The following is a 25046-nucleotide window of genomic DNA, read 5'->3' as shown; positions in this document are numbered from 1 at the left end:
GTGCACCATCTCAACGCCTCCGCGCCGTCATGGGTAATGTGATCGATATTCCTGCCACGAGCACGCAGGCCACCACAAGCACACCGGTTGTGATGGAAAGCCGCTCGGCGAGCGTGCCCACCAAGATCGGCCCGACCGCGTAACCGAGCGAGTTGGCCCATGCGACGACCGACATGTTCGTCTGCGTCGCGGTACCGGAGTTGATCTGCCCGACCACCGCCGGATAGAGGTAGGCGACACCTGCACCGACCACCGCGTATGCGGCGACCACGAAGCCGGGCAACGCGTTTGTGGCGATCAGGACCATTCCGGACGCGGCGAGCGCCGCGCCGCCGATCAGCAGGACCCTGGTGGGTACGACCGCCTCGACGCGCTCGCCCACCAGCCGCAGTCCCGCGACGACGAGTGACAGCACCGCCAGTCCTGACGCCGTCGCGGCTTCGGTCACACCGCGTTCACGGGTCAACAGCAGTCCGAACCAGTCGTACGCGGTCGACTCCGCCAAGGTGATCACGAATGCCGCGACCGCGAAGCCCAGCACCCGTCTCTGCACGCGTGCACGCCCGCCTCGCACGTGTTCAGCCCGGTCCGGCTCGTCGAACACCGGTAGGAACCGGGCTGAGCACGCCAACAGGAGCAGCGAGAACGCGGAAGCCGCAGTGAAGTGTTCCAAGGGCGACCACCCGGCGTGCGCCAGGAAGGACGAGGCTCCGGCACCACCGAACCCGGCAAGGCCGGCGACGCCGTAGAAGAACGGCATCACGGGCCGGTTGAGGTCCCGCGCGATCGCCAGGCCGCTGAGGTTGCTCGCGACGTTCATGATGCCGACGAACCCGCTCAGGACGAACAGGACACAGGCCAACTGGGTCACGGTCCGCACCAGCCCGACGGCCGGCAGCAACAACGCCGCGCCCGAGGCCGGAACCAGCACGGACCACCGCGGCCCCAACCACGCGCGGACACGGCCCGCGAACGGGGTTGCGACGAGCATGCCCACCGCGGAGACCGTCAGCGCGATACCGAGTCCTCCCGCGTCGGCTTCCACCTGCGTGGCGATCGCGGGCACGCGGCTGGTCCAGGTGCTGAACTGGAACCCGTTGAACCCGAAGACCGCGGCCACCGCCCAACGTGCCGGGCCGAACCACCTCGGCGAGGTCTTCGAGGTCACGTCAACCGCCACCGAGAACCACCTTGTCGGTGTAGAAGGCCTCCGCGTACCGGCTGCGGCTCTGCACTCCGCGCAGGCGGGCCAGACCGAGGAATGCCTCCCGGTCGAACCACTGCCGCCCGACCTGGGAGCGGTAGTGCGCGTGCAGCACCTCGACCTTCTCCTCCGCGACCTCGTCGTCGAGCGGGAAGAAGACCGACGGCTGGCCCAGATCGGCGTCCCACTTGACGATCTCGTAGCCGAGCAGCAAGTGGCCGCGGAACACGCTCGGCACGATCTCAGCGAGACAGCGGTGGTCCTGGTGGGCATCGCCCCGGTGCGGCCCGATCACCACCGCCTGCTCCGCGATCTCGGACCTCACCACCTCCAGTGCAGATTTGACCTCCTCCCACCGCGAAGGCATCCGGCCGTCCGGCAGGTCGAGCACGGTGAGGTCGAGGCTGGCGCGAGGGCACAGCGAAGCCAGCGCCTTCTGCTCCTCCATCTCGCGTTCGGTACCCATGCCCGTCAGAACGAGGGCTCTCACCTCGATGCCGGGCCAACGCCTGCACAGTGAGAGCAGCAGACCTCCTGCGCCGATCGCGATGTCGTCGCAGTGAGCACCGAGCAGCACCAGCGTGTCCGGTTGGCCGAGGTCGAAGCGCATCATGACGACCAGGCCTCCTCCAACAGGGGCACCGGCGCCGGACTCGGCTCGTGTTCCCACATCATCCAGGGCCGCTCACCCGAGGCGTACGAGGCCTCGAGCCGGATGCGCTCCTTGACCGTGTCCGCCGACTGCCAGAACCCGCGATGCCGGTGTGCGAGCAGTCTGCCTTCCCGCACGAGCGCACCGCACACGTCGTCCACGAGATCTCCACCCACCGGGAGCTTGTCGAAGATCTCCTGCCTCAGCACGAAGAAGCCGCCGTTCTCCCACACCGGAAGTTCGCTCACGAGCGCCAGCGAGGTAACCGTGGAGGCCTCGTCGAGCTGGACGCAGTGGAACGAGGACTGTGGTGGCACCACGAGCATGGACGCCGCGTTGTCGCTTGCCACCAGGCGATCGATCATGATGTCCAACGGCGCGTCGCTCAGCACGTCGGAGTAGTTGGCGAGGAACACCTCGTCATCACCGAGGTGGTGCCTGACCCGGCGCAGCCTCTCCCCGATGGGGGTTTCCACCCCGGTGTCGGCGAACGTGATCCTCCAGTCGCTGATGTCGGTCGAGAACAGCTCGACTTCACCGTCTTGCAAGACGAAGTCGTTCGACGAGGTCTCGCGATAGTGCAGGAAGTAGTCCTTCACGTGTTGTGCGCCGTAGCCGAGACAGAGGATGAAGTCAGTGTGTCCGAAGTGGGCGTAGTACCGCATGATGTGCCACAACAGCGGCCGGGGTCCCACGAGTTGCATCGGCTTGGGGACGTCGTCGTGCGCACTGCTGCGCATCCGCATGCCGTAGCCCCCGCAAAACAGAACTACCTTCATTTCTCCCCCTGTGCCTCGACGTGCGGAAGCCACCAGTCCCGGTTGTCGACGTACCATTGGATCGTTTCCTTGAGGCCTGCCGCGAAGTCCTTCTCCGGCCTCCACCCCACCTCGGTGCGCACCTTCGTCGAGTCGACCGCGGTGCGGTTCAGAAGTGCCGGCCGGGCCGGAACCGTGACCTTGCGGTCAGCAGGCAGCCCCAGGAAGTCGAGCACGGCGTCGGCGATCTCGTGCGCTCCCGCGTTCACGCCACCACCCACGTTGTAACGCTCTCCTGGTGTGCCGGCCGAGATGATCCGGTCGATCGCTTGGCAGTGATCCCGCACGTGCAGCCATTCGCGGCTCGATCCGGGCGACTCGAACACCGGCAGCGTCAGCCCGAGCAACGCTCTCGTGACGAACCTGGGGATGACCTTCTCCGGGAGTTGCGCTGGGCCGTAGTTGTTGGAGGACAGGGTGATCGTCACAGCCAGCCCGTAGGTGTGGCCGTACGACAACGCCAGCTGGTCGGCAGCGGCCTTGGTGGAGCTGTACGGGGTCAGCGGCCGCAGCGGGGCCGACTCGTCGACGCCGGCGGCAACGGACAGGTCGCCGTAGACCTCGGCGGAGGACACCTGGTGGTAGTGGCGCACACCGGTTGTCCGGCAAGCCTCGAGCACGGCCATGCAACGCGCGACGTTCGCCTCGAAACAGGCCAAGGGGTCGCGCACCGCCCGTCCGTTGTCGGACCAACCGCCGCAGTTGATCACGATGTCTACCGACTGCTCGGTCAGCACCTGCTTCAGCCCGTCCGGCTCGCCGAGGTTGCAGACGACGTCCTGCGCTCCGGTGTGGCCTGGGCTCACGCGCCTTCCACTCGTGAGCGACACCACCCGGTCCCGCGGGTGCTTCCGCAGCCAGTACCGCACGAGGTTGGAGCCGATGAACCCGGCGCCTCCCACGACGAGCACGGTCGACTCAGGCACGGTCCACCGCCCACGCGGCGTCGAGGAACTCCCTCAACGACCTGGTGAAGTCCCGCTCCGCGCGGACCTTCTCGACTGCGGCCGCACACATCCGCACCCGGTCGCTGCTCGGGAGGTCGAGCACGATCTCGACCTTCTCGGTCATCGCCGGGATGTCGCCCTGCGGGAACACCAGACCTGTCACATCGGGCACGATCTGCGCCGCAAGCCCTCCTTCGTCCGGCACGATCACGACTGGGCCGCCACCATCAGCCCAGAGCGCAGCCTCCTGCGGGACCTGACCGCACGGCTCGCCCAACGACGCGGACAACACGGCAACCGTCTCGTCGAGAGAGCACAGACTGCGCGGCAGACCGCGGTCGAACTGCGTCACGAACGTGTGCCGCAGGCCGGACTCCGCGAGCATGGCCCGGTACTTCGCAATCTCCGGGTCGTCCTGCGTGTAGGGAACCGCGATCAGCACGAAGTGGATGCGGTCTCGCAACGGCGTGACCGCGCGGATGGCACGGTCGAGTCCCTTGATCGGGTCAGCCCGTCCCAGGGACAGTACGATCGGCCGGTCGGTGGGAATCCCCCAGGACGTGACCTCGGCGAGGGCTTCGGCGCGGTCGCGGCGCGTCAGCTCGGGATCGCCGAGGCTCAGCGCCTGGGTGAACGGCAGCAGCCGGGTCGGGTCGAGTCCGAAGTCCTCGACCAGGTGACGGGAGAAGTAGCTGCCGACATCGGCGAGGAACACCCTCGCGTCGGTGTTCGCCCTCGCCACGCACGCGGCCTCGCCCTCGTCCCTGCCGGGGGTGTGCGACGTGCCCGGGATCCGGGAACTGCTGTAGAGCGCGTACACCAGCTGGGTTCGCTCCCACTGGCTCGGCTCCAGCTCCCGGTCCAGGTGATCGGCGAGCACGCAGAAGATCGCGTCCACTGCCGCCACCAGCACCTTGTCATACCTGTCGACGAGCTGTCGCACGACCTTCGCCGCTTCCGCGCACAGCTGGTGCCATTTTGCGATGTGGAACAGCCGGGAGTCGTCGTGGGCAAGCTCCCACAACGTCACGCCCGCATTCGCGATCTTCTCCCGGTTCTCGGCCAGCAAGCTCTCGTTGATCGCGTAGCCAGGACGGGAATAGCTCGCATCCGGTACGAGCAGGTGCACGTCAAACTCGCCGATGGCGTCGACCAGCTCGGCACCGCTGCTCCCCAGGCACGAGATCAGGTACCTGGTCTGCGTCCCGATACCGTGGTAGAGGTTGGCGACACCGTCGAAGGTGCAGTACACCAACGCCTTGCTGCCCTGTTCAACTTCGGTCTTCCTCCACATCGCGTTCCCCCAATTCGAGCTTCAGGAAGAGCAGGCCGGATCCGCCGCTGAGCGCGACGAAGATCAGCCACGGTGCCGCCGCGCCCCATGCGAACGCGGCCACCAGCAGCGGCGCCACGATCGCCGCGAGGTTGTACGAGTACTGGAAAACAGCCAGGTAGCGACCCTTCATCCGCACCGGCGCGATGTGCTCCACGAGCGCGTTGACGATCGGGCCGTGGAGCAGGTCCGCGAGGACGTAGATCCCGGTCGCCGCGAACAGGAACACCACCAGGGACGAGCCGCCCAGGGCCGGCGCGGCGGCCATTGCCGTTGCCCAACCGGCCCACATGAACGCGCAGATCGCGAGGGTGGTGGTGCGACGCAGCCCGCGCACGAGGTGCACGGCGTACGCCTGCAACGCGACCATCAACACCGTCACCATCGTCAGCAGCGCACCGCTGATCCACGAGGGCGCGTGCAGCTCCTGGTTCAGGTAGACCGGCAGCCCCGACGCGAAGAACGTGCTCGGCACCGCCAGCACCGTGCCGAGCACGATGATCAGGAGATAGCGCCGGTCCCGCAGCACCGCGCGGTAACCACCGGTGGCAGCGTCCTCAGTGGACGGGCCGGGCGAGGTGCTCGCCGCACCGCGGACCGCGAGCATCAACAAGGCGGACACCGCGAAACTCGCCGCGTTGAGCAGGATCAGCAGCACGTAGCTCGCCGTACTGTTGGCCACGAACAGGAACGCCGCCATCAGGCCACCGACACCGGCGCCGGCGGCCTGGGAGCTGGAGGCGATGGAGAACCACTTCTCCTTCGGCCCGTCGCCGGCCAGCTGCGCGCCGAGGCCGAAGAAGCACGACCAGAACACCCGCTGGCCGACCGCGCACGCCGTGGTCACCACGAACACGCCGAGTGGACCGTCGACCAGCAGGTAAGCCGCGGTGCCCAGGGCTTGCAGGACCTGGCCCACGACGATGATCCGCAACGGCCCGACCCGGTCGATCACGGCGCCCACCAGAGCGGGCACCAGGAGCGCGACCACACCCGACAAGGAGATGAACGTGCCCACCTGCCACTCGGGCAAGCCCACCACGCGGATGAAGTAGAGCATCGAAACGGGCAGGAACAGTCCCGCCCCCAACGAGTCCACCCAGGCCGCCACGTAGAACGGCCACGACCTCCTCGTGGCGGACGTGATCGCTGCCGTCACGCGCGCTCCCGCACCCGCACCGCGACAGCGTCGGGAGTTCGCGTCGTCTCGCAGTCGAGACCGAGGTCGCGGATGGCCGAGGCGAGCCACTCCGCATCCTCGACGAACCGCGGGACGGACTCGTCGAGCCCCCTGCCGAGCTCGAGCCCGGCGAACCGCTCGTCATGCGAAGCGGTCGCCACGAACACCGGATGTTCCGCGACCCTGCGCGCCTCGGCGAGTGCTTCGGACACGTGGTGCCACGGCAGGGCACGCCAGACGTCGACGTTCACGACGTTGCGCAACGAGCGGTCGTCGCGCAGGAACTGAGTACCGCAGAAGCTCGGCACTCCTCGGTCGCGCCAGTCCACGAGGGACGAACGCAGCTCCCCGGCGACGTCGCGCCAGCCACCCAGCCGCCCCAGGCCGAGCAACCAGGTGTCACCCGGTTCGAGAGCTCCGACCCACTGCTCGATCTCCGGCAGTTCAGGCTGCACGTCGTCGACGCCGAGAGCTTCGGCGAACCTCTCGATCATGATGATGCGCAGGCACTCCAGCAGTGGCGAGGCGAACCGATGCCCCTCCCAGTGGAAGGACCGGTAGGTCTCGAGCAGTTTCGTCTGGTTCTGCTTGAGTTCCCCGAAGTTGTCGTTGAAGTCCCGCAGGTGCGGGATGTGCGCGGATCCCGCCTGCGGAGACCAGGTCATCACCTGCCCGTCCGACAACACCTCGCGGATCCGGAACCCGAACTCGAGGTCCTCCAGGCCCCAGCCGTCCAGGTCCTCGTTGAACCCGCCCGAAGCGGCGACGACCTCGGTCCGGACGGCCACGTTGTGCGTGTACAGGAAAAAGTAGCCGATCCGGTCGAAGTTGTCCTGGATCACCGGCTGCTCGATGTCCGGGATCCTCAGGTCGCGCTGTGCGGTGTCGTGCAGTGCGGAGAACGTCGACAACGAGCTGCCCATGAGAGGCGAGGGCGTCGTCAACGTCCTGATCCGGTGTTCACGCCGCGCGCCGAGGCTCACCGCGACGGCGGGATCAGCGAGCACGTCGAGGTGGCGCCGCACGAGATCCCGATCCGGCAGGGTGTCGCCGTCGAGGATGAGCATCGCCGGCTCCGTGACGGCCTCTATGCCGATGTTCCTCGCCTTCGCCCGGCCCGCGTTCGTCTCGAGCCGGAGGTAGGTGGTCGACAGCTTGGAGGCGTACTCGTCGACGACACGGCGCAGCGGCTCAGCGCTGCCGTTGTCGACAACGATGACACGGAACCTCTCCGGTGTGACATCCTGCTCGGCCAGCCTCGCCAGGATCAGGTCGAGGTGGTGGTGCCGGTTGTACTCGAGGATCACGACGGCGATCTCGTGCGCGAACATGAACGGTTTCCTCTCAGGATGTCGAGCTCAAGCGGATTCGCCGGCCAGATGGCGGAGCACCTCGTCGGGGTTGGCGAGCTCGCGGTCGCGCAACTCCCGGACCTCGCTCGCCAGACTGCTCGTCACGAACTCCTCCACGGGCAGGCACAGGTCCATCCGCTGAATGCAGACGCCCACGAGATAGCCGCCCTCTGCGGACCGGTACAGGCGGAGCCCGTAATAGCCCTCCTCACAGGTGGAGGGATCACGGAAGCGGCACGTGGAGCAGGTGACGGAAAGCCTGGTGGGCCGGATCTTCTTGAAGTAGACGACCCGGCCACTCGGTAGTGCGTATTCAGTGCGGTAGCCGGAGACGCCTGCCGTCATGTGATGCGCGACCGGCACCGCGCCGAGCTCGTCCAGAACCTGGTTGATGGCCCCGATGGAGTCCATTCCATCGCTGAGCGAGTTCAGCAACCGGATCGAGAGCTTGTCCGAATATCGTTCGAACAGCCGGTGCACACGCGGGATGTGGGCACCGTTCGGCACGACGATGTTCGCGCTGACCTTGACCCCGTTTTGCAGCGCCGTCTCGATCGTGCGTTCGAGAGCGTCGATTTTCCGAGCAGCGAGCCCGATGTCACGGAATCTGCTTTCCTGAACGTCGGCGAGCTCCTCCGGCGTGGTGCCGAAAATGCTCAAGTTGATGCGGTCGAGACCCGCCTCCGCGCAGCGGGCCAGGACACGCTCCCCGTTCTCACCGTTGGAGGTCATGCACACCCGGAAGCCGGCTTCAGCCCCCAGCGCCACCAGCTCCGCGACGGCGGGGTGCAGCGTCGGCTCACCACCGGTGAGGTGGAGCTCGTCCAGCTCCATGCCGCGCCCCATCACGGTCAAAGCGTCGCGCAGCTCGTCATCCGCACGCATCGTCGACGCGAGGAAGCCGACTCCGTTGCGGTTCGCATAGATCGACGAACGACCAGACCTCCCGAGCGTGACGAACGTGCGACTGCCTTCACCGCCGCCCCGCCCACGGTTGTCCACGGAGACCGGTGTCCCCTCGTTGTGGCAGAAAGTACACGTCAGTCCGCAGGAGTCCGTGATCTTCGCTCGCAGCGTCCTGTCGGGCTTGATCGTGACGGGCAATGCCTGCGCCTCAGACGTGCGCTCGGCACCACCACGATGCGCGTTAACCAAGTCAATCCCCCAAGAAGAACTCGCTTTCGCACTGGCTGAGCGGCGACGGCACGCCGAAGCGAGGCCGACGAAATCCACATCAGGCCAGCACAAACCCCCAGGAGCCACGCGACTTCCGCATCAATGAGCAGCCGGTCGCAGCAACCTCACCATCGAAGATTAGCCAAGAATCATCAATCCGTTGCAGTGATGTGGATCATATTCTGCAATTGGGTGAATTCAATAGGTAAACTTTCGACGCGAAAGTTTACCTATTTCCGCGATGGTCACACCCGCGTGCAATCAACGTCCACAGTTGAACAAGGTCGAATATCGACCGAAGGGGTGAGCCAGGTGATCGCAGGTCAGCGGCGAAATCTTCGAGATCAGCGGTTGCGCCGGTGTTGCATCGGCGCCTGCCGCGCTGGGCGCCACCAGTCCCGCTCAAGGCACAACAGACGGCTCAGCTCCGCGGGCATGCGCGCGGCGGCACGTGGTCAGATACCGCGGATCAGCGAGGGCGCGTCGGAGTCGTGTTGACAGTGCGAAAGTTCGAGTTTCGCTCGGGGACGGCACACCTGGGCGAGCAAGTCCGAGCTGATCAGTGGTCAAGGGTGAGCAGGGATCGGGTGACGGGTGACCGGTGGCGCGGTTGCGCCAGGTGGCTGGGGTCAGCGCGAGCAGGCGTTGGAAGCACGGACTGGTCGCGATCCGGATGTGAGCCGCGCGGCCGGTCAGCCGAGCGGGAACTCGCGGATCTGCGCGGCGAACGGCTCCGGTACCGCCCAGAACGCGCCGTGGTCCTGATCGGGCAGGGTCAGCACCGTGACCTTCGGCAGGACGAGCCCAGGTGAAAGCCGTCCGACGTGGGCTTCCCGAGCACGGCAGGCGGCGTGTGGCGGGATTGCGCCGCGAGGAGCTGGCCTTGTGCGTGCCGAAACTACATCCATGCAGTTCAAGGCGCATGACGATACTCGTGGATGATCATGTCGGTCTATAATGAGGTGTTGATTGTGAGCGGGATCGCCAGGTTCAGTCCGGCCCGCAGGGGGTAGCGCGCCAGTTAGCGATCGGCGGGCTCGGTGCTCGCTGTGACGCCGCTCGTACTCACGCAGCGCCTGGTGTAGATGGGCCTGATTTCAGATCAGCGCGGTCGAACAGGTTGTCGCGAAAGTTCTTGCTCCAGTCGATACAGATCAGCCCGAAAGATTGATTAGTGGCGACTGGCCCTCTATACTTGATTCGAGCTATCCAATAGCGCATGAACACAAAATGTCGCAAATTTGCGACGCCTACGTGACAGGTGCTCAAGTCCACTTGAGCACCTGTTTGCGTTTCCGCGCCACAAGCAGGTGGCGTTCGATGACCATTTCCTACATCCGCCCGATCGTTCCGGTGAGCGCGCCAGGAAAAGCGGCGGACTCCTCCACCCGCGCCGCTGGTCAGCCTCTCCCGCTCATTGTCGTCCCCACATCACGGCCGCCCCGGCAGACGAACGTCCTGTAGCGGATGGCCACCGTCGACCATCGAGGCCGAATCGCAGACCGCCATGTCACGGCAGCGTTGGACTGGGTCGCAGGCACCCGTCTGAACATCCGCGAACACGACGGCCTCCTGGTCGTGACCGCCGACCCGCATGGCGTCTTCAAGCCCACCAAAGAGGGTTATCTCCGGCTCCCCGCCGACGCCCGCCGCGCGGCTGGCTTGAGTTCCGGGGACCGAGTCCTCCTCGTCGCCCGCCTCGACCACCAGACGGTCACGGCCTTCCCACCCGTCGCACTGGACCACCTGGTACTCCCCGTCCTACCAGGCGGTGAGGACGCATGACCGGCGCACCCACTCAGGCAGAGCTCGACGCCGCCCGTCTGGTCCTCGACCGGATGGGCGTGACAGCCGAGGACCTGCTCAACGCGGTGAAACCGCCGGCTCCGACCTTCGGCGAGTACATCCCGGTCGTGGCCGCGGCCGTCAGCGATGGCACTCGCCGCGCCTACACGCCGTACTGGAATCGCGTGCTGGACCAGTGGGCGGACATCTCGCTCAGCGACCGGACCCCGACCGACATCCAGCGGCTGGTCCAGCACATCAAGGCCAATCTGACCGTCCGACGTAACACCCGCAACGGCAACTCCGCCGCCGAGCACCTCATCGCCGCACTGCGCTGCCTCTACCGGCACGCCGTCAACGACGACCTCATCGACGAACGCGCCAACCCCGCCGCCAAAGTCCCCAAACCGCGGCGCCAGCCCAGCAACCGGCGGGCGTTGTCCGGCAAGCAGATGGATCAGCTCAACGACATCGTGGCCACCACCCGCAACGACCCGCGACTCGACTCACTGATCGTCCGGTTCCACACCGCGCACTCGCAATCACACGCAGTTCCTCCGCCTCGAACACAGCGTCGAACGCGTCGCCATACCGCTGCGCGGGTGTCGGCGACCTCAAACCACCTTGCCGACACCCGCGCCCCCGCGGACGATTCGCGGCACGTCCGCGGGGGCGTCGAGGGAGTAGGAGTAGTACGTTCGCGGCTCCTGCACGATGCCCGCGGTCTGCGGGGTTCCTGAACCCGTGAACATGTTGTTGCGCGCCACGACACGGCCAGGCCCGCTGTCGCCGTAGCCGACCAGCACCGGGTGCGGCACGTTCTCGAAGTAGTTGCCCTCCACCAGCACGCCGGCATCCATTGTGGACGCCACACCGTACAGCTCGTTCGAGCGGAAGTAGTTGTTGTAGACGTGCACGGGTTCGCCGAACCGCACGCGAGGATGCCGCTGGCGTGACCCGTCGAAGAAGTTGTGGTGGATGCTTACCTTGAGGCGGCCTTTGTCGGTGCTCGACGCGCCGTCCGAGTGGCCGAGCAGCATGGACTTGTCGGTGCCGCGGAACCAGTTCCAGGACACCGTCACGTATTCGGCGCCGCGCACGACGTCGACCGCTCCGTCGACCGCTCCCGCGAACTCGTTGTGGTCGACCCAGATGTGGTGCGAGTTCTGGCCGATGTTGACCGCGTCGTCCTCGGCGTTGGTGAAGCGGAGATTGCGCACGATCACGTTGTACGACCGGTAGAGGTCCAGCCCACCTCCGTTGATCACGGCGGATGTGCCGAGGCCGATGACCGTCTTGTTCGGCCGCACGCCCTGCTTGCTGGAGATGGTGATGGTGCCGGACACCTGGATGATCAGCGTTCCGACGGTGTCGATGTAGTCGAGGAATTGCTCGGACGTGGTGGCGGTGACCACTTGACCGCCCGCGCCGCCGGTGGTCGTGTTGAGGCCGTGCGCGGACACGCTCGCGAAGCCGTCCACTCCGGCGGCCGCGGTGGCAGGGGTGGCGAGGTGTCCGGCGACGAGCGCCCCGGCGGTGCCCGCGAGCAGGCTGCGGCGCGTGATCCGGTGGTTCTCGGTCATCGGGGACTCCTTCAGATCTTGCCGACGCCCGCGCCCGACGTGACGGACGTCTTGACGGTGCCGACGGCGTCTGCGGTGTAGCGGTACGGGATGGCTGCCACGGTGCCGTTGGCCTCACACGGCCCGGAGTTGGTGAGCGAGTTGTTGCGCGCCACCAGCCGGCCGGGGTCGGACTCGGCGTATCCGCTCGCCGACCAGCACGCCTGTTGCACGTTCTCGAAGACGTTGCCCTCCACGAGAAGCCCGGCGTCCATGAGGGACGCGATCGCGTAGGAGGCGGAGTTGTTGTTGATGTTGGTGTAGTAGTTGTTGAACACGTGGACGGTCTCGCCGAAGCGCACCCGCGGGCTTCGCTCGAAGGTCCGGTCGAACCAGTTGTGGTGGTACGTGACCCGCAAGTGGCCGCGGTCCTCACCGGCGTTGCTGTCGGAGTGGCCGACCAGTGAGGTCTTCCAGTGGTTGCGGACGACGTTCCACGAGACCGTGACGTAGTCGGCGCCGTGCGTGATGTCGAGCATGCCGTCGTAGTAGTCGGGGTCGTTCTCGATGGTGCTGGACATCGTGTTGTGGTCGATCCAGATGTGCGTGGCGTTCTCGATCTGGATCGCGTCGTTGCCGCGCACGCCGCGGATGTTCATGTTCTGGATGATCACGTTGGCGGGCTTCATGTCCTCGATGTTGAGGGTGGTGCCGGAGATGCCAGAGCTCCCGCCCACGCCGCGGATCGTCTTGTTTGCGGTGATCTCGACGGTGCCCGAACCGCTCAGCATGCCGTTGACCAGGATCGTCTTGGCACCACTGGACTGCGCCTGGGTCCGGAAGTCGGCGAACGTGCTCACGGTGACCGTGGTGCCGCCCGCGCCACCGGTGGTGCCACCGGCCTCTGCGGCCCAGCCGACGAGCCCGCCGGGTGGCGGCGGAGTGGTGCCGCCCACCTCGAAGTCGAGGTGGTCGATGTTCGCCAGACCGTTCGCGGTGGTCGGGTTCAGCCGGATGGTGTTGCTGCCCGCGTTCACCGGCACGCTCAGCGTCTTGGTCATCCAGCTCGACCACGCTCCGGTGCCCTCGAACGACGGCGCCTGCACCGTGGAGCCGTTCACGACGAGGTTGGCCGGTCGAGCGGTGGTGGTCCCGTTGGCGAACCGGATGCCCAGGGTCGCCGTGCCGGATGTCGCCGCGTTCACCGTGAACTGGGCGTAGCCGCTGGTGGAGTTGGCGCCGTTGCAGAACCCGGTACCCGAGAAGCCGGACCAGTTGGCATCGATCGTGCCGGAGCAGACCGCCGGCGAGGTTTCCGCCTCATAACGCGTGGGCGCGGCCTGCGCGGGCGACGACGCCACCGCGACAAGTGCGCCTCCCAGCAGGCCGACACACGCAATCAAGATTTTCACGCGCATGGCAATCTCCGTTGATCCACTCGTCATGAAACAGGATTCGGCGCGATCCGGAAGCGCTCTCGGAACATTAACGCGACGTTCCAGAATGTCGCAACGGTCAGCCGACAAGATTCACAATGTTCACGCTGATGAACCGGAAGAATAACTGGCCCGAACAGCGCATCAGACGGTACTCCGCAGCTCAAAGGCCTACCTACGGCACCCGGATGTTCACAAGTATGACCGGCGTGCACTGGGTTTTTGTTCACGAGTATGACCAGGATGCATTTGTCGAACAACAGCCTTGATCAATTCGACAGCCGATGGCCTCCCCATTCGACTCATTCGACTTCAAGCGCGGTGCACGTCGCAAAATCCGCCATTGACCGGGTTTGGCCAACCTCATAGCATCCCGCAGGAAAACGGTTGTAAACCGCCCGGATTTCGACAGCTTCCGCCGCCACGGAAGAGGTCCGGCCGGACCTCTTTTCCCGCGCGGCGTTGAGGAGTGAAGTCGTCATGGGCACACCAGAGCATCCTGCGCGCCTGGAGAGAAGGCGGGGCGTGCTCGTCTCAGGAGGTGCGGTCGTCGCACTGGTCACCACGCTCGCGACGTGGCCGAGCATCGCCGCGCCCGCGAACGCCGCGATCGGTGCGGGCACATACTCGATGCGGAACAGCGGCAGCGGACAGTGCCTCGACGCGGGCGCGAGTCCAGCAGCCGGCACGCAGCTCAAGCAGGAAATGTGCGCCGACCAGGCGTGGGTACTGGCCGAGGTAAGTGGTGGGTTCCGGATCACCGCGGGCGGACTGTGCGTCGGCGTGCGGGACGCGTCGACCAGCGCGGGCAAGCCGATCCAGCTGGAGGCGTGCACCGGCGCCTCGAGCCAGGTCTGGGCGCTGACCTCAGTCGGCAGCAACTACCGCCTGGTCAACGCCAACGGCGGCAAGTGCATGAACGTCAAGGACAACGCCACGACGGCAGGAGCGTTGGTGCAGACCAACTCCTGCGATGGCGCGGCCACCAAGCAGTGGACGCTGGTACCGGTCGGTGGCGGACCGACGAGCACGACGACTTCCACCACCACTACGACCACCGGCCCCACCACGACCACCACCGGCACGCAGCCCGCCAACGCACTGTACGTGTCGCCGTCCGGCCGTGACGACGCGACCGGGTCGATCTCGGATCCGACGACGCTGACCTCGGCACTGTCCAGGGTCACGGCGGGTGGCACGATCTTCATGCGTGGTGGCACATACAGCTTCACGCAGACCGTGACGATCCCGCCGACCAACAACGGCACGTCCAGCGCACGCAAGAAGCTGACCGCCTATCAGAGCGAGAAGCCCGTGCTGAACTTCTCGGCACAGTCCGAAGATCCCGCCAACCGCGGCCTGGCGGTGAACGGCTCGTACTGGCACATCTACGGCGTTACGGTGGAACGGGCCGGGGACAACGGCATATTCGTCGGTGGCAGCAACAACATCTTCGAGCGGACGATCACCCGGTTCAACCGGGACACCGGCCTACAGCTCTCGCGGATGCTGTCCAGCACCCCGAAGGAGCAGTGGCCCGCGAACAACCTCATCCTCAGCGCCGAGTCGCACGACAACGCCGACTCCGACGGTGAGGACGCCGACGGGTTCGCCGCGAAGCTGACCTCGGGGCCGGGCAACGTGTTCCGCTACTCAGTGGCACACAACAACATCGACGACGGCTGGGACCTCTACACCAAGTCCGACACCGGTGCGATCGGCGCGGTGACCATCGAGGACTCCCTGGCGTACCAGAACGGCACGCTCAGCAACGGCGGCCAAGCGGGCAACGGCGACCGCAACGGCTTCAAGCTCGGCGGCGAGGACATCGCCGTCAACCACACGATCCGCCGCACGATCGCCTTCGACAACGGCAAACACGGCTTCACCTACAACCGCAACCCCGGCTCCATGGCCGTGTCGAACAACCTCAGCATCGACAACGACCAGCGCAACTTCTCCTTCGACGCCGGCGCCTCCGTGTTCCGCGGCAACACCTCTTGTCGCGGCAGCAGCGGCACCAACGACAAGACCGTCGGCGACGCAGACAGCACCAACCAGTTCTGGACTGGCACCAACGGCTCCCGCTGCACCAACTACACCGGAGCGCTCGGCTGGTCCTTCGCCTCCGACGGCAGACTCGTCGTCACCCTCGGAGGTAAGCCCGTCGCGCTCTGACCGAACCACCGCCGCCACCACGCCGGTCCGCGTCGCACGAGCCGGTGACACAAGCAAGACGGCGATCGTCGCCCTCGAGCCGTGGCCGAGGGCGACGATCGCTGAGCTGCTGCGCAACGCCGGGTCAGCGGTATCGCGTGCACGCCTTCGCCAGGGCGTCCAGGGCATGCAAGGCCTCGTCCTCCGGCAGGGTGGGCAGGTGCAGCAGCACCCGTTCCACGCCGAGTTCGGCGTAGGTGTCGAGGGTCTGCTGATCGTGTGCGGCGCCGAAGACCACCACGGGTGTCTCGGTTCCGGTGACCTGTCGCATCCGGTCGATGTGTGTGCCGAGCTCCGCCGGTGGAATCGCGCTGGGCAGCCACGCCGAGCCGTATTCGGCCAGCTTGGCGAAGGTGCGTTCGCTGCTGCCGCCGACGTAGATCGGCGGATGAGGCCGCTGTAGCGGCTTGGGCCAGGAGTGGACGGGGTCGAAGTCGACGAAGTCGCCGTGAAACTCGGACTTTTCCTGAGTCCACAGGGCGATGATCGCTCGGAGCCGTTCGTCCATCAGCCGGCCGCGGGTGCGTGGATCAGTGCCGTGGTTGCGCAGCTCGTCGAGGATCCAGCCGGCGCCGACGCCGAACACCGCGCGGCCGCCGGAGAGCTGGTCGAGGGTGGCGACCTCCTTGGCCGTGATGATCGGGTCCCGTGCCGTCACCAGCGCGATGCCCGTGCCCAGCAACAAGGTTCGGTCGCGGCCGCCGCGGCGGTCAGGGCCAGGAACGGGTCTAGCGTGCGGAAGTACTCGCGTGGCAGCTCGTAGCCCGGGTACGGGACTTCCGACCCAACCGGGATGTGCGTGTGTTCGGCGAGGAACAGGGCGCTCAGGCCACGCTCCTCGAGAGCTGGTCCCAGGACCGCCGGGGCGATGCTCTCGTCGGTCGGGAAGGTCGACACACCGAACTTCACCGGATTCAGCTCCTCTTTCACGAGGTGGCACGGCTGAGCTTGATCAGCTCGTCCAACCGGTCGGCGGGCAGCGCGGCGGGGAGGAAGCCGGCGAACTGGTGCAGGGTCATGCCGCGGGCCATCTTCATGCCGTCCTCGACGTGATCGCTCTGCTCGGACGCCGGAGCGCCCATGACGGAGTGGAGCAGCTCGGTGAACTGCGCTCCGACGGCTGGGTGGTCGAACCAGTCGCCGACGGTGGACTGCAGAGAGAGTTCCGCGACCACGGATTCACCGGCGAGCGTCACGGACTGCTCGGCGACGATCTCGGTCACCGAGTGTCCGATCTGGACGGTGTAGTCGCCGGGTGCCACCACCCAGCAGCCCTCCCCGATGTCCCAGTAGGCGAAGGCGCGGCGGTCGAGGTCCAGGGTGATCGTGCGCGTTTCGCCCGGTGACAGTTCGACCTTCTCAAACGCTCGCAGCTCGCGCGCGGGTCGGCGCACGGGGCCTGCGGTGGTGGCCACGTACACCTGTACGACGTGCTTGCCAGTACGCGAACCGGTGTTCGTGACGGTGACGGTGAGCTGGGCGGTGTCGGGGCCGGTGGCGGTGACCGTCAGGTCTGTGGTGGCGAAGGTGGTGTAGCTCAGCCCGTGCCCGAACGGGTAGCGCACGTCGCGTTCGGCCGTCACGTAGTGGCGGTAGCCGACCATCACGCCCTCGCCGTAGCGCACATGTCCCTGTTCGCCCGGGAAGTTGAGGTATGCCGGGGTGTCCTGCAACCGCAAAGGGATCGTTTCGGCGAGATGGCCGGACGGGGTGGCCACGCCGTAGAGCAGGTCAGCCGCCCGACCGGTTGTTCTTGGCCAGAACGCATGCCACACGAGCGTTTCGTAGCAAGCGGAGCGCACTTGCCTCGCGCAGGCAACCATTCACGTGGCCCGACTGGTAGAAGCAGTGATGGACCGAGTCGAAAGGCCGTGAAGTAGTGCGCTCACCTGAGGGGTTCGAGGAGTTCGTGGCGGTCGCGTCGCCACGGCTGCTGCGGATGGCTTTTCTGCTGACGCGGGACATGGGACACGCGGAGGACCTGTTGCAAACGGCCCTGGCGCGGGCGTGGCGGGCCTGGAATCGCGTTGAGGGCGATCCGGAACCTTACGTCCGGCGAATCATCGTGACCGTCCATGCCACCTGGTGGCGGCGCCGGTGGAGGGGCGAGGAACCAACCGGTGAGCTGCCAGACAGACCGGGCGAATCCCCGCAGGACGCGGTGGGCGAGCGCGAGTGGCTCTGGCACGCGCTGGGCCGGTTGCCGCGCAAGCAGCGCACCGTGCTGGTGCTGCGGTTCTACGAGGACCTCACCGAGGCGCAGGTGGCCGGCCTGCTCGGCTGCTCCGTCGGCACGGTCAAGAGCCAGGCCAGTAAGGCGCTAGCCAAGCTCCGGCTCGACGACACGATCACCACGTTCGAAGGGGTGCGGCGATGAACCTGACGGACCTCAGCGAGGTGCTGCGCGACCGCGCCGAGCTCGACGACTCGTCCCACGAAGCGCGAATGGCGGGCGTGCGGGCGAGGGTGTCGGCCACCCGGCGTCGTCGAGCGGTCGCCGGCGTCGCCTTCGTGGTGCTCACACTCGTCGGCGCCGTGTATGCGGTGCTCCCCCGCGTCGGCCCGCCACCCGAACCCGCCGTGCCGACGCGCAGCCTGCCGGAATACCGGTACGGCACCCGGCTCCTCGCCCAGGCCTGGGGAGACCTGCCCTCGACCAGTGCGACCATCCGGTTCGTGCCGAAGTCGGTGGACCTCACGCTGTTCACTCAGTGCGACATCGAACAGAACAAAAGACTGCTCGTCGACGTCACCGTCAACGGCCGGTCAATGTACGACGAAAACCGAACCTGCGGCAGCGTCACCAGCACGACGTGGAGCAGTTTTGGTGTCGTACCGGGACAGCCGTCCGTCATCACGCTGACCGTGGCAGGCGAGCAGGGCGAGTCCGAGTCGTGGCCACCGCCCTTACTCCCTCTTCCGGCGAGCGGCACGTTCGCCGTCGGCATTGGCGAGGCGGTGCAGGTGAGTGACTACCCGTCCCCTCCGCGCCCGCAGACGCTGGAGAAGCTGTCCGAGAACCGTCACGGCGTGGCGATCGAACTGCGGGCCGACCCGGTGGAGCCGGCGGCGAAGAAGGAGATCACCGTCGAATGGCCCGGCTCCAACCTGATGCTCGTGCAGATGAACACGCCCGGAAGGCTGCGCGTCCTGGTCAACGACATCGTGGTCACCGACCTCTCACATTGGGCCTACAACGTGCACCAAACGCAAGTCGACCGCTACGACTGGGAGACAGGTATCAACGGGCTCCAGCTCTCGAAGGGACAGCTTGTCAAGATCACCGTGATCCCCGAACGCACCACAGGTGACTGGAACGTGACGTTCTCTCCCTGATGACAACGGACCGGCGGTGGGTCCATGAGCAGATTACGGACGGCCTGGGTAACCCAGGCATGGGTGTGGTGCGCGGTGGTGCCCAGTATGCGTACCCGCCGGCTGGCGTGGTGGATGGCGGCGAGAATGTACTGGCGCTGACCGGTCAGCGTGACCGTTTCAATGAAGTCCATCGCCAGGATCGCCTCAGCCTGCGAGCGCAGGAAGTCAGCCCAGGTAACGGTTGTCCGGCGCGGGGCCGGATCGACGCCGGCGGTCTTGAGGATCTCCCACACCGTCGATGCGGCGATCACGACACCCAGGAGCGCGAGTTCACCGTGGATGCGTCGATACCCCCACGACAGGTTCTCGGCTGCCAGACGCAGGACGAGACGGCGGATCGAAGCGACCGTGCGCGGACGTCCGGGCCCTCGGCGGTTCACGCTCGCGCGGGCATGGCGGCGCCTCATCAGGTCGCGATGCCACCGAAGCACCGTGTCCGGGCTGACCAGCAGCCGGAATCGGTGCAACGCCGCGCAGGCCAGGGGCACGAGTAAGGCAGCGAGCAACGCCCTGTCCTCTGGCCGCAGTCGTGGGCGCTGATCGTCGAGCTGTCTGCGCAAGACCACGAGCTCATGGCGTAGAGCGAGAATCTCGACGTCCTTCTCACGATTGCTCATGCGCAACAGCCATAGCGCAGCGAAGGCGTGGGAGACGGCGAGGTAGGCGAACCGGACCAGCACGGCCGCGATCATGCCCGATGATGATCGGCAACTTGCCGACGCCGCTGACCTGCACGGACGTACTTCTCGGCACGCACAGGCGTAGGCATGGCATGAAGCTGTGGACCGGGCTGACCATCGCCATCGAGCCGTGGCTCACTGCCACGACCGATCGGCTCATGTTCGACGACGACGGCTGGACGCTGCGGTCCGCCGACGGGTCGCGCCCGACCCACTCGGAGCACACGGTCGCGATCACCGAGGACGGGCCGCGGTGCTCACCCGCTGGCCGAGCGAGCTGAGGAAGCAGAGCGCGGCTTCCGAGGAGCAGTCACAAGTTCTGCCGTGATCAGCTCCAGCGCACGGAACGCTCCCACCACTCGTCCAGCGCCCGCAGCTCGGGCACTACGTCGTCACCGTCCACTGTGAACACCATCCGGGCGATGATGTCCGCCATCGACCGCGGTGCCTCGTAGGAGGCGCCCACCTCGCCGGTGGCGGTGTACCAGCAGACCGACGGGAACGGCGCGGACTGGGGCAGCTCGGCCAGCACGCCGCGGCGGCGGGGTAGCCAGCCCCAGCCGTGCCGTCGTGGCGAGGAGCGCGCCGAGATCTCGTGGTACCGGCCGGCCTGACCTTTCAGCGCCGCCTCGTACAGGTTGACGCCGAACGCGTGCTCGAACATCGAGACGATCTCGCCGCCACCGGGGCGGCAGGCGATCTCGCACAGCACGATCTCGTCGTCGGGCGTGTGGAAGAACTCGGCGTGGAACGCCAGCTCTTCCGGCGCGGGCGGCAGCGCGGCGACCACCTCGGACGTGCGCTGCCGCAGCCGGAAGAACAGCGGGTCGGCCTCGGCGAGCATCCCCGCCACCTCGTGCAGCGACCGGCTCGCCGAGGCCCATTGCGTGTGCAGGTACCGCGACGGCCAGCTCAGCAGGACCTCGCCCGACCGCATCACGCCGTCGACGTGGAACAGGTCGCCCTCGACCCACCGCTCGGCGAGCAGCGGCTCGGGAGGCAGGCCGTCGGGCCACGAAGAGATCAGCTCGGTCAGCGCCTCCTGTGAGCGCAGCTCGTGCATGCCCATGGCCGCGGCGCCCGCGATGCGCTTGACCACCACGGGAAAGCCTTGCTCCGCAACGAAAGCGACCAGGTCGTCGGCGTGAGCGAGCGGACGCATGGCGGCTACCGGCACACCGGCCGCAGCGGCACACCGCTTCATGACGTGCTTGTCGCGGTAGGCCGTGGCGCTCGCGAGCCGCTGGCCCGGCAGGTCGAGCTCCTCGCGCAGCCGGGCCGCGCGGAGCACGTCGATCTCCGCGGTCAGCAGGACGGCGGAGATCTCGAGCTCCTTGGCCAGCTCACCGATGCGCTCGTCCGCGGCCTGGCTTTCGTAGTCGTCGACGACTTCGAGGTGACGCACACGCGAGCGCAGCAACTCGTCCTCGCCGTCGCGCACGGCGCTGCGTGCGGTGAACACGGCCAGTTCGTCCGGAGCGAACCACGTGAGCAGGTCCGTGAGGATGCGCCTGCGGTTGAGCACCAGGAACGTCACGCGTCACCGTCCAGGGTCGCCTCCGCGACGAAGTCCACCCATTCCTCCGCCGGAGCCCACGGACGCATGAACGCGGCCGCGCGGATGTCCCGGTACATTCGGCCGAGCGGGTGGCCGTTGCCGTAGCTGCGGCCGCCGCAGAGCTGCATCGCCAGGTCGACCGCCTCGACGCCGGACCGTTCGACGATCATGCCCGCGGTCACGCACTCCTTGAGCAACGTCCGACCGAGGCCGACGTTCATCGACCGCGGTTTCGCGTCGGTGATGTGCTCGTCCAGCACCGCCAGCGCGGTGTGCAGCGCGCCGCGGGCCGCGGCGATCCGGAGCTCCAGCTCCGCAACGAGCGACTTGGCGCCGGCCGACGACACGCGCGTGCGTCCTGAGGCCGACGTGACCGCGGCCAGCGCGGCGTCCCGTGCCGCCTCGGCGATGCCGAGGTAGACCGCCACGGTCGGCGCGGTGTTGGCGGCACGACCGTCGTAGCCGGGAGCGAGCGGCGCGCCCCACGGACCACGCGGGATCACCGCACCCGCGGGGACCACGACGTCGTTGAAGAGCACCTCGCCACTGCCGGACCCGCGCAGTCCCAGGCCGTTCCAGTTGTCCCTGACCTCGACTCCCGGCGCGGACAGCGGGATCATCGCCGACGCCTGCACCGGGCCGTCCTCGGTCTCGCCCTTCACCCTGCTGTAGAAGTGGGTGGCGGCCGGGGAGATCGACGCGAGCACCTTGCGCCCGTTGATCGACCAGCCGTCGGGCGTCCGCTTCGCCGTCGTCGCGAGCTCCCACGGCTTGGCGCCGGGTTCGGCCACCGACGAGCAGACGATCATCTCCCGCGCGCCGACCGCGCGCAGTTATCACCCCGGCTGGAGACGCCTCGACCGGGCCGGTGGTCAACCACCGCAGCCGAGTCGTCGTGATGTCGGGATCTACCACCAACAGCCCTTCCAACGCAGTACACCGCGCCGTGGTGAACTCATGTGTCAACCGGTCGTAGGTCTCCCGCTGGGCCTCAGCGCGAGCGTGCGCGACCCGTTCCACCACGGTCACCGGACCAGGCCGGATCACCCGCACGTAGATCAAATACTCACAGGCCAGCCTGAACAGCAACGTTGGTGAGTCGTGCTCCAACGTGGTCGGCAGCCGCCACCGAAGATGCTTCGCCACCAGCTTCAGATGATCGGTCCGGGTCTTCGCCCGCTTCCCATAACTCCGCAACGCACCCAGGTCGACGCCGAGCTGATCGGCCAACCGGGCCACCGCCACCGGTGGCGCTGAGGCGACGTTGTCCGGCACGAAACCTAACCAGGGCAACGTACACAGCGCCACCGACAGGCCCAGGCGGTCGGCTGGACCGCGACCCCGGCAGGGGTCGACGAACGCGACATCTGCCGGCGCGAGGGTGAAGAACCGGAACAACTCATCCCGACCGATCTCCGGAAACCCCCGCAGGCGCTCCAGCTCCTCATCCGCGAACACCTGCGTCGCCACACACGCCCCCACCCGTCCAGAGACCCCCTGGCCAGGAAACCTACCCAGCTATATCCGCCCGAAATTCGGCGAGTACTACGGGAACCCCAACGACGTTTGCTGGCCGCCCCCCGGCCAGCCGTTGCGCGCTACGCCGCCGAACTCCCACAATGGATCCCGCCACCATCCACTGGACCAGCACCAGCCTCCGCTACCTCCAACTACCCGGCACAGCCGAATACAACGACCCCCGAATCACCCCACCCAGCGCGTCGATGGTCCAGACCCCCATGGTCTGGGACCCCCGACGACCTCACCCCGCTGCCCTACCCCGACATTGCCTGGTGGTGGGACCTGCTCGAGGACTGAGCCGTATCTGGCGTCACTAGAGGAAGGTAGCCTCTCATGAGCCTGTCCACTTCGTTCCGGCCTCGCCGACTCCCCGCGCCGGTAGCACAGGATGTGACGTGAAACCGGTCCCTCGGCTTCCTTACCCCGATGGTTGGTTCGCGGTGGGCTTCAGCTCCGAATTTCCGGTAGGCCGGGTGCTCCGCCGCAATTTCATGGGTGAGGAGTTGGTGGTGTACCGGACCCGCTCCGGGCGCGTGTGTGTCACGCGTCCTTTCTGCCCACACTTGGGTGCCCACCTCGGATACGGCGGTCGGGTCGAGGCAGAGAACATCGTCTGTCCCTTCCACCATTTCGCCTTTGGTCCTTCCGGAGACTGCGTGCGCACCGGAACCGGAGCACCGCCACCGCCCAAGGCTCGGCTGGACACACTCGAGGTACGTGAGGTCAACGGCATGGTGCTCGTCTGGCATCACGCGCAGGGAGCCACCCCTCAATGGGAGATCCCGCCAGTGCCCACCGACGGGTTCCCAGCGACGGCACATCGCACCTTCACCCTCGTCGACCACCCGCAGGACATCGTGGAAAATTCCGTTGATTGGGCACATTTTCGCCCGGTGCACAAGCTAGCGATCGAGGTGCGGAAACCGCCGTTCTTCCACGGCCGCACGATGGAACTCGAATACGACGGTACCGGTGACCACGGCGGCAACCTCGGGTTCTTCTCCCTGCTGACCGCCAACGCCACAGTCAAGGTCACCGGACTGGGCTGGATAACTGCCGACGCATGGGTCCCCAAGCTGGGAATACGCCTGCTGGTATGGGTTCTTTCCACGCCCATCGATCCCGTGCGCATCGACCTCAGAATTGTTGTGACTGCGCGGCTGTGGGCACCGCCTGGACGACTGACTCCGCCGCGATCCCTGATGCCGATTGCGGTATCCAGGCTGGCGACCAGAGCAATCACGCCGTTGTTCTGCTTTGACCTGAAGAATGATTTCCCCATCTGGGAAAACAAGATCTATCAGGATCGTCCTCGGCTGACCCAGGGCGACGGGCCCATCACGCCGTTTCGGCGTTGGGCAAGCCAGTTCTACAGTTCCCCCCTCGATACGCACTGACCGTCGGTCTCCCCGGTGCGCGGCGTGCCGACCGATCGGGGCCGCTGGTTACCCGGATTCCCCACCCAGGGGGCCGCCGGGATACGCGCGAAAGGGGCAATGAACCCCGGCGCGAAGCGTGCGACCGACCACCGCAACCGGGTCATCGAGATCTCGGGATCCACCACCAACAGGCCGTCCAGCCCGGCACAACGCTGCTCGGTGAACTCGTGGGCGAAGCCGGTCGTAGGTCTCCCGCTGGGCTTCGGCGCGGGCATGCGCGACCCGTTCCACCACGGTCACCGGACCAGGCCGGATCACCCGCGCCGAGATCAGATGCTCGTAGGCCAGCCTGAACAGCAGGGTCGGCGAGTCGTGTTCCAAGGCTCGTGCGAGGAGGAACTCGTCGAGCTCTTTGAGTTCCAACGTGGTGGGAAGCCGCCACCGCAGGTACTTCGCCACCAGCGTCAGGTCTCCGGTGCGGGTCTTTGCCCGCTTCCCATAACTCCGCAACGCACCCAGGTCGACGCCGAGCTGATCGGCCAACCGGGCCACCGCCACCGGTGGCGCTGAGGCGACGTTGTCCGGCACGAAACCTAACCAGGGCAACGTACACAGCGCCACCGACAGGCCCAGGCGGTCGGCTGGACCGCGACCCCGGCAGGGGTCGACGAACGCGACATCTGCCGGCGCGAGGGTGAAGAACCGGAACAACTCATCCCGACCGATCTCCGGAAACCCCCGCAGGCGCTCCAGCTCCTCATCCGCGAACACCTGCGTCGCCACACACGCCCCCACCCGTCCAGAGACCCCCTGGCCAGGAAACCTACCCAGCTATATCCGCCCGAAATTCGGCGAGTACTACGGGGAT

21 protein-coding genes and 2 pseudogenes are annotated in these 25046 nt (G+C 66.8%); 6 read left to right on the top strand and 17 right to left on the bottom strand.

Annotation, left to right across the window (positions count from 1 at the left end; translation table 11 throughout):
- Positions 1–10 precede the first annotated feature (10 nt).
- Genes C8D87_RS00185 through C8D87_RS00150 form a run of 8 tightly spaced genes read right to left on the bottom strand, consistent with a single transcriptional unit; the run spans position 11 to position 8719 of the window.
- Positions 11–1180: an MFS transporter gene (locus tag C8D87_RS00185; protein ID WP_112225043.1), complete on the bottom strand. Its 1170-nt coding sequence runs from the start codon at positions 1178–1180 to the stop codon at positions 11–13.
- Complete coding sequence (locus C8D87_RS00180; protein WP_112225041.1) at positions 1170–1817, bottom strand: PIG-L deacetylase family protein; 648 nt, start codon at positions 1815–1817, stop codon at positions 1170–1172. Before C8D87_RS00180 ends, C8D87_RS00185 begins: the two co-directional genes overlap by 11 nt.
- A complete protein-coding gene (locus C8D87_RS00175; RefSeq protein ID WP_112225039.1) occupies positions 1814–2635 on the bottom strand; it encodes a glycosyltransferase family protein in 822 nt (273 codons plus the stop codon). Before C8D87_RS00175 ends, C8D87_RS00180 begins: the two co-directional genes overlap by 4 nt.
- Positions 2632–3600 carry a dTDP-glucose 4,6-dehydratase gene (locus C8D87_RS00170; RefSeq protein WP_112225037.1) on the bottom strand — a complete coding sequence of 323 codons (969 nt, stop codon included), beginning with the start codon at positions 3598–3600 and terminating at the stop codon, positions 2632–2634. Before C8D87_RS00170 ends, C8D87_RS00175 begins: the two co-directional genes overlap by 4 nt.
- Positions 3593–4915 (bottom strand): glycosyltransferase, encoded by a 1323-nt coding sequence (locus C8D87_RS00165; RefSeq protein ID WP_112225035.1) that lies wholly within the window; start codon positions 4913–4915, stop codon positions 3593–3595. The genes C8D87_RS00170 and C8D87_RS00165 overlap by 8 nt, the downstream gene beginning before the upstream one ends.
- Entirely contained in the window at positions 4893–6113 is a 1221-nt protein-coding gene (locus tag C8D87_RS00160; protein ID WP_170166261.1) for an MFS transporter, read from the bottom strand. Before C8D87_RS00160 ends, C8D87_RS00165 begins: the two co-directional genes overlap by 23 nt.
- Positions 6110–7465: a glycosyltransferase family 2 protein gene (locus tag C8D87_RS00155; RefSeq protein ID WP_112225031.1), complete on the bottom strand. Its 1356-nt coding sequence runs from the start codon at positions 7463–7465 to the stop codon at positions 6110–6112. Before C8D87_RS00155 ends, C8D87_RS00160 begins: the two co-directional genes overlap by 4 nt.
- Before the next feature lie 27 nt (positions 7466–7492).
- The gene (locus C8D87_RS00150; protein ID WP_233441822.1) at positions 7493–8719 is read right to left on the bottom strand and encodes a radical SAM protein; all 1227 of its coding nucleotides are present in this window, start codon (positions 8717–8719) and stop codon (positions 7493–7495) included.
- A 1410-nt stretch (positions 8720–10129) separates the two neighbouring features.
- Between C8D87_RS00150 and C8D87_RS44990 the strand changes: the two genes are divergently transcribed.
- On the top strand, positions 10130–10447 hold the full coding sequence (locus C8D87_RS44990; protein WP_146771583.1) for an AbrB/MazE/SpoVT family DNA-binding domain-containing protein: 318 nt from the start codon (positions 10130–10132) through the stop codon (positions 10445–10447).
- Positions 10448–11061: 614 nt separating this feature from the next.
- On the opposite strand, the gene C8D87_RS00135 is transcribed toward C8D87_RS44990, so the two are convergent.
- Positions 11062–12030: a pectate lyase family protein gene (locus C8D87_RS00135; RefSeq protein ID WP_112225025.1), complete on the bottom strand. Its 969-nt coding sequence runs from the start codon at positions 12028–12030 to the stop codon at positions 11062–11064.
- Between the two features lie 11 nt (positions 12031–12041).
- Positions 12042–13421, bottom strand: coding sequence for a pectate lyase family protein (locus tag C8D87_RS00130; protein WP_215732114.1), 1380 nt, complete (start codon positions 13419–13421; stop codon positions 12042–12044).
- Positions 13422–13970: 549 nt separating this feature from the next.
- Here C8D87_RS00130 and C8D87_RS00125 point away from each other — a divergent pair.
- Positions 13971–15623 (top strand): RICIN domain-containing protein, encoded by a 1653-nt coding sequence (locus C8D87_RS00125; RefSeq protein ID WP_233441821.1) that lies wholly within the window; start codon positions 13971–13973, stop codon positions 15621–15623.
- A gap of 124 nt (positions 15624–15747) precedes the next feature.
- On the opposite strand, the pseudogene C8D87_RS00120 reads toward C8D87_RS00125, so the two are convergent.
- Positions 15748–16571 (bottom strand): annotated as a pseudogene (locus C8D87_RS00120) (LLM class F420-dependent oxidoreductase).
- A 17-nt stretch (positions 16572–16588) separates the two neighbouring features.
- Positions 16589–17380, bottom strand: a complete 792-nt coding sequence (locus C8D87_RS00115) for a fibronectin type III-like domain-contianing protein (RefSeq protein ID WP_233441820.1) — start codon at positions 17378–17380, stop codon at positions 16589–16591.
- 161 nt (positions 17381–17541) lie between these two features.
- Between C8D87_RS00115 and C8D87_RS00110 the strand changes: the two genes are divergently transcribed.
- The gene (locus tag C8D87_RS00110) at positions 17542–18039 is read left to right on the top strand and encodes a SigE family RNA polymerase sigma factor (RefSeq protein ID WP_112225019.1); all 498 of its coding nucleotides are present in this window, start codon (positions 17542–17544) and stop codon (positions 18037–18039) included.
- Positions 18036–18998 (top strand): hypothetical protein, encoded by a 963-nt coding sequence (locus C8D87_RS00105; protein ID WP_112225017.1) that lies wholly within the window; start codon positions 18036–18038, stop codon positions 18996–18998. Before C8D87_RS00110 ends, C8D87_RS00105 begins: the two co-directional genes overlap by 4 nt.
- Here the strand turns inward: C8D87_RS00105 and C8D87_RS44985 are convergent.
- The gene (locus C8D87_RS44985) at positions 18884–19732 is read right to left on the bottom strand and encodes a helix-turn-helix domain-containing protein (protein ID WP_146771582.1); all 849 of its coding nucleotides are present in this window, start codon (positions 19730–19732) and stop codon (positions 18884–18886) included. The two genes, C8D87_RS00105 and C8D87_RS44985, sit on opposite strands and share 115 nt — an antisense overlap.
- Before the next feature lie 80 nt (positions 19733–19812).
- Between C8D87_RS44985 and C8D87_RS00100 the strand changes: the two genes are divergently transcribed.
- Positions 19813–20001 carry a M24 family metallopeptidase gene (locus tag C8D87_RS00100; RefSeq protein WP_411711321.1) on the top strand — a complete coding sequence of 63 codons (189 nt, stop codon included), beginning with the start codon at positions 19813–19815 and terminating at the stop codon, positions 19999–20001.
- A gap of 47 nt (positions 20002–20048) precedes the next feature.
- Here the strand turns inward: C8D87_RS00100 and C8D87_RS00095 are convergent, their stop codons facing one another.
- From C8D87_RS00095 to C8D87_RS47325, 3 genes and pseudogenes are all read right to left on the bottom strand, one after another.
- Positions 20049–21257 carry an ATP-grasp domain-containing protein gene (locus C8D87_RS00095; protein ID WP_112225015.1) on the bottom strand — a complete coding sequence of 403 codons (1209 nt, stop codon included), beginning with the start codon at positions 21255–21257 and terminating at the stop codon, positions 20049–20051.
- Positions 21254–22087 carry an acyl-CoA dehydrogenase family protein gene (locus tag C8D87_RS00090; protein ID WP_112225013.1) on the bottom strand — a complete coding sequence of 278 codons (834 nt, stop codon included), beginning with the start codon at positions 22085–22087 and terminating at the stop codon, positions 21254–21256. Before C8D87_RS00090 ends, C8D87_RS00095 begins: the two co-directional genes overlap by 4 nt.
- A 202-nt stretch (positions 22088–22289) precedes the next feature.
- Positions 22290–22736 (bottom strand): annotated as a pseudogene (locus C8D87_RS47325) (DUF4158 domain-containing protein); the annotation flags it as partial.
- A gap of 458 nt (positions 22737–23194) precedes the next feature.
- On the opposite strand from C8D87_RS47325, the gene C8D87_RS00080 reads away from it, so the two are divergent.
- A complete protein-coding gene (locus tag C8D87_RS00080; RefSeq protein ID WP_112225011.1) occupies positions 23195–24196 on the top strand; it encodes a Rieske 2Fe-2S domain-containing protein in 1002 nt (333 codons plus the stop codon).
- 48 nt (positions 24197–24244) lie between these two features.
- Here the strand turns inward: C8D87_RS00080 and C8D87_RS00075 are convergent, their stop codons facing one another.
- The gene (locus C8D87_RS00075; protein ID WP_215732112.1) at positions 24245–24961 is read right to left on the bottom strand and encodes a DUF4158 domain-containing protein; all 717 of its coding nucleotides are present in this window, start codon (positions 24959–24961) and stop codon (positions 24245–24247) included.
- Positions 24962–25046 lie beyond the last annotated feature (85 nt).

Origin of the sequence: Lentzea atacamensis (assembly GCF_003269295.1) — a bacterium.
Classification (GTDB): domain Bacteria; phylum Actinomycetota; class Actinomycetes; order Mycobacteriales; family Pseudonocardiaceae; genus Lentzea; species Lentzea atacamensis.
This window is presented reverse-complemented; position numbering and strand designations above follow the sequence as displayed.

Bases quoted from the DNA above. Each gene is read 5' to 3' on its own strand.
- C8D87_RS00180 (WP_112225041.1), bottom strand. From the start codon at position 1,817: ATGATGCGCTTCGACCTCGGCCAACCGGACACGCTGGTGCTGCTCGGT.
- C8D87_RS00175 (WP_112225039.1), bottom strand. From the start codon at position 2,635: ATGAAGGTAGTTCTGTTTTGCGGGGGCTACGGCATGCGGATGCGCAGC.
- C8D87_RS00165 (WP_112225035.1), bottom strand. From the start codon at position 4,915: ATGTGGAGGAAGACCGAAGTTGAACAGGGCAGCAAGGCGTTGGTGTAC.
- C8D87_RS00155 (WP_112225031.1), bottom strand. From the start codon at position 7,465: ATGTTCGCGCACGAGATCGCCGTCGTGATCCTCGAGTACAACCGGCAC.
- C8D87_RS44990 (WP_146771583.1), top strand. From the start codon at position 10,130: ATGGCCACCGTCGACCATCGAGGCCGAATCGCAGACCGCCATGTCACG.
- C8D87_RS00135 (WP_112225025.1), bottom strand. From the start codon at position 12,030: ATGACCGAGAACCACCGGATCACGCGCCGCAGCCTGCTCGCGGGCACC.
- C8D87_RS00105 (WP_112225017.1), top strand. From the start codon at position 18,036: ATGAACCTGACGGACCTCAGCGAGGTGCTGCGCGACCGCGCCGAGCTC.
- C8D87_RS44985 (WP_146771582.1), bottom strand. From the start codon at position 19,732: ATGATCGCGGCCGTGCTGGTCCGGTTCGCCTACCTCGCCGTCTCCCAC.
- C8D87_RS00100 (WP_411711321.1), top strand. From the start codon at position 19,813: ATGAAGCTGTGGACCGGGCTGACCATCGCCATCGAGCCGTGGCTCACT.
- C8D87_RS00090 (WP_112225013.1), bottom strand. From the start codon at position 22,087: ATGATCGTCTGCTCGTCGGTGGCCGAACCCGGCGCCAAGCCGTGGGAG.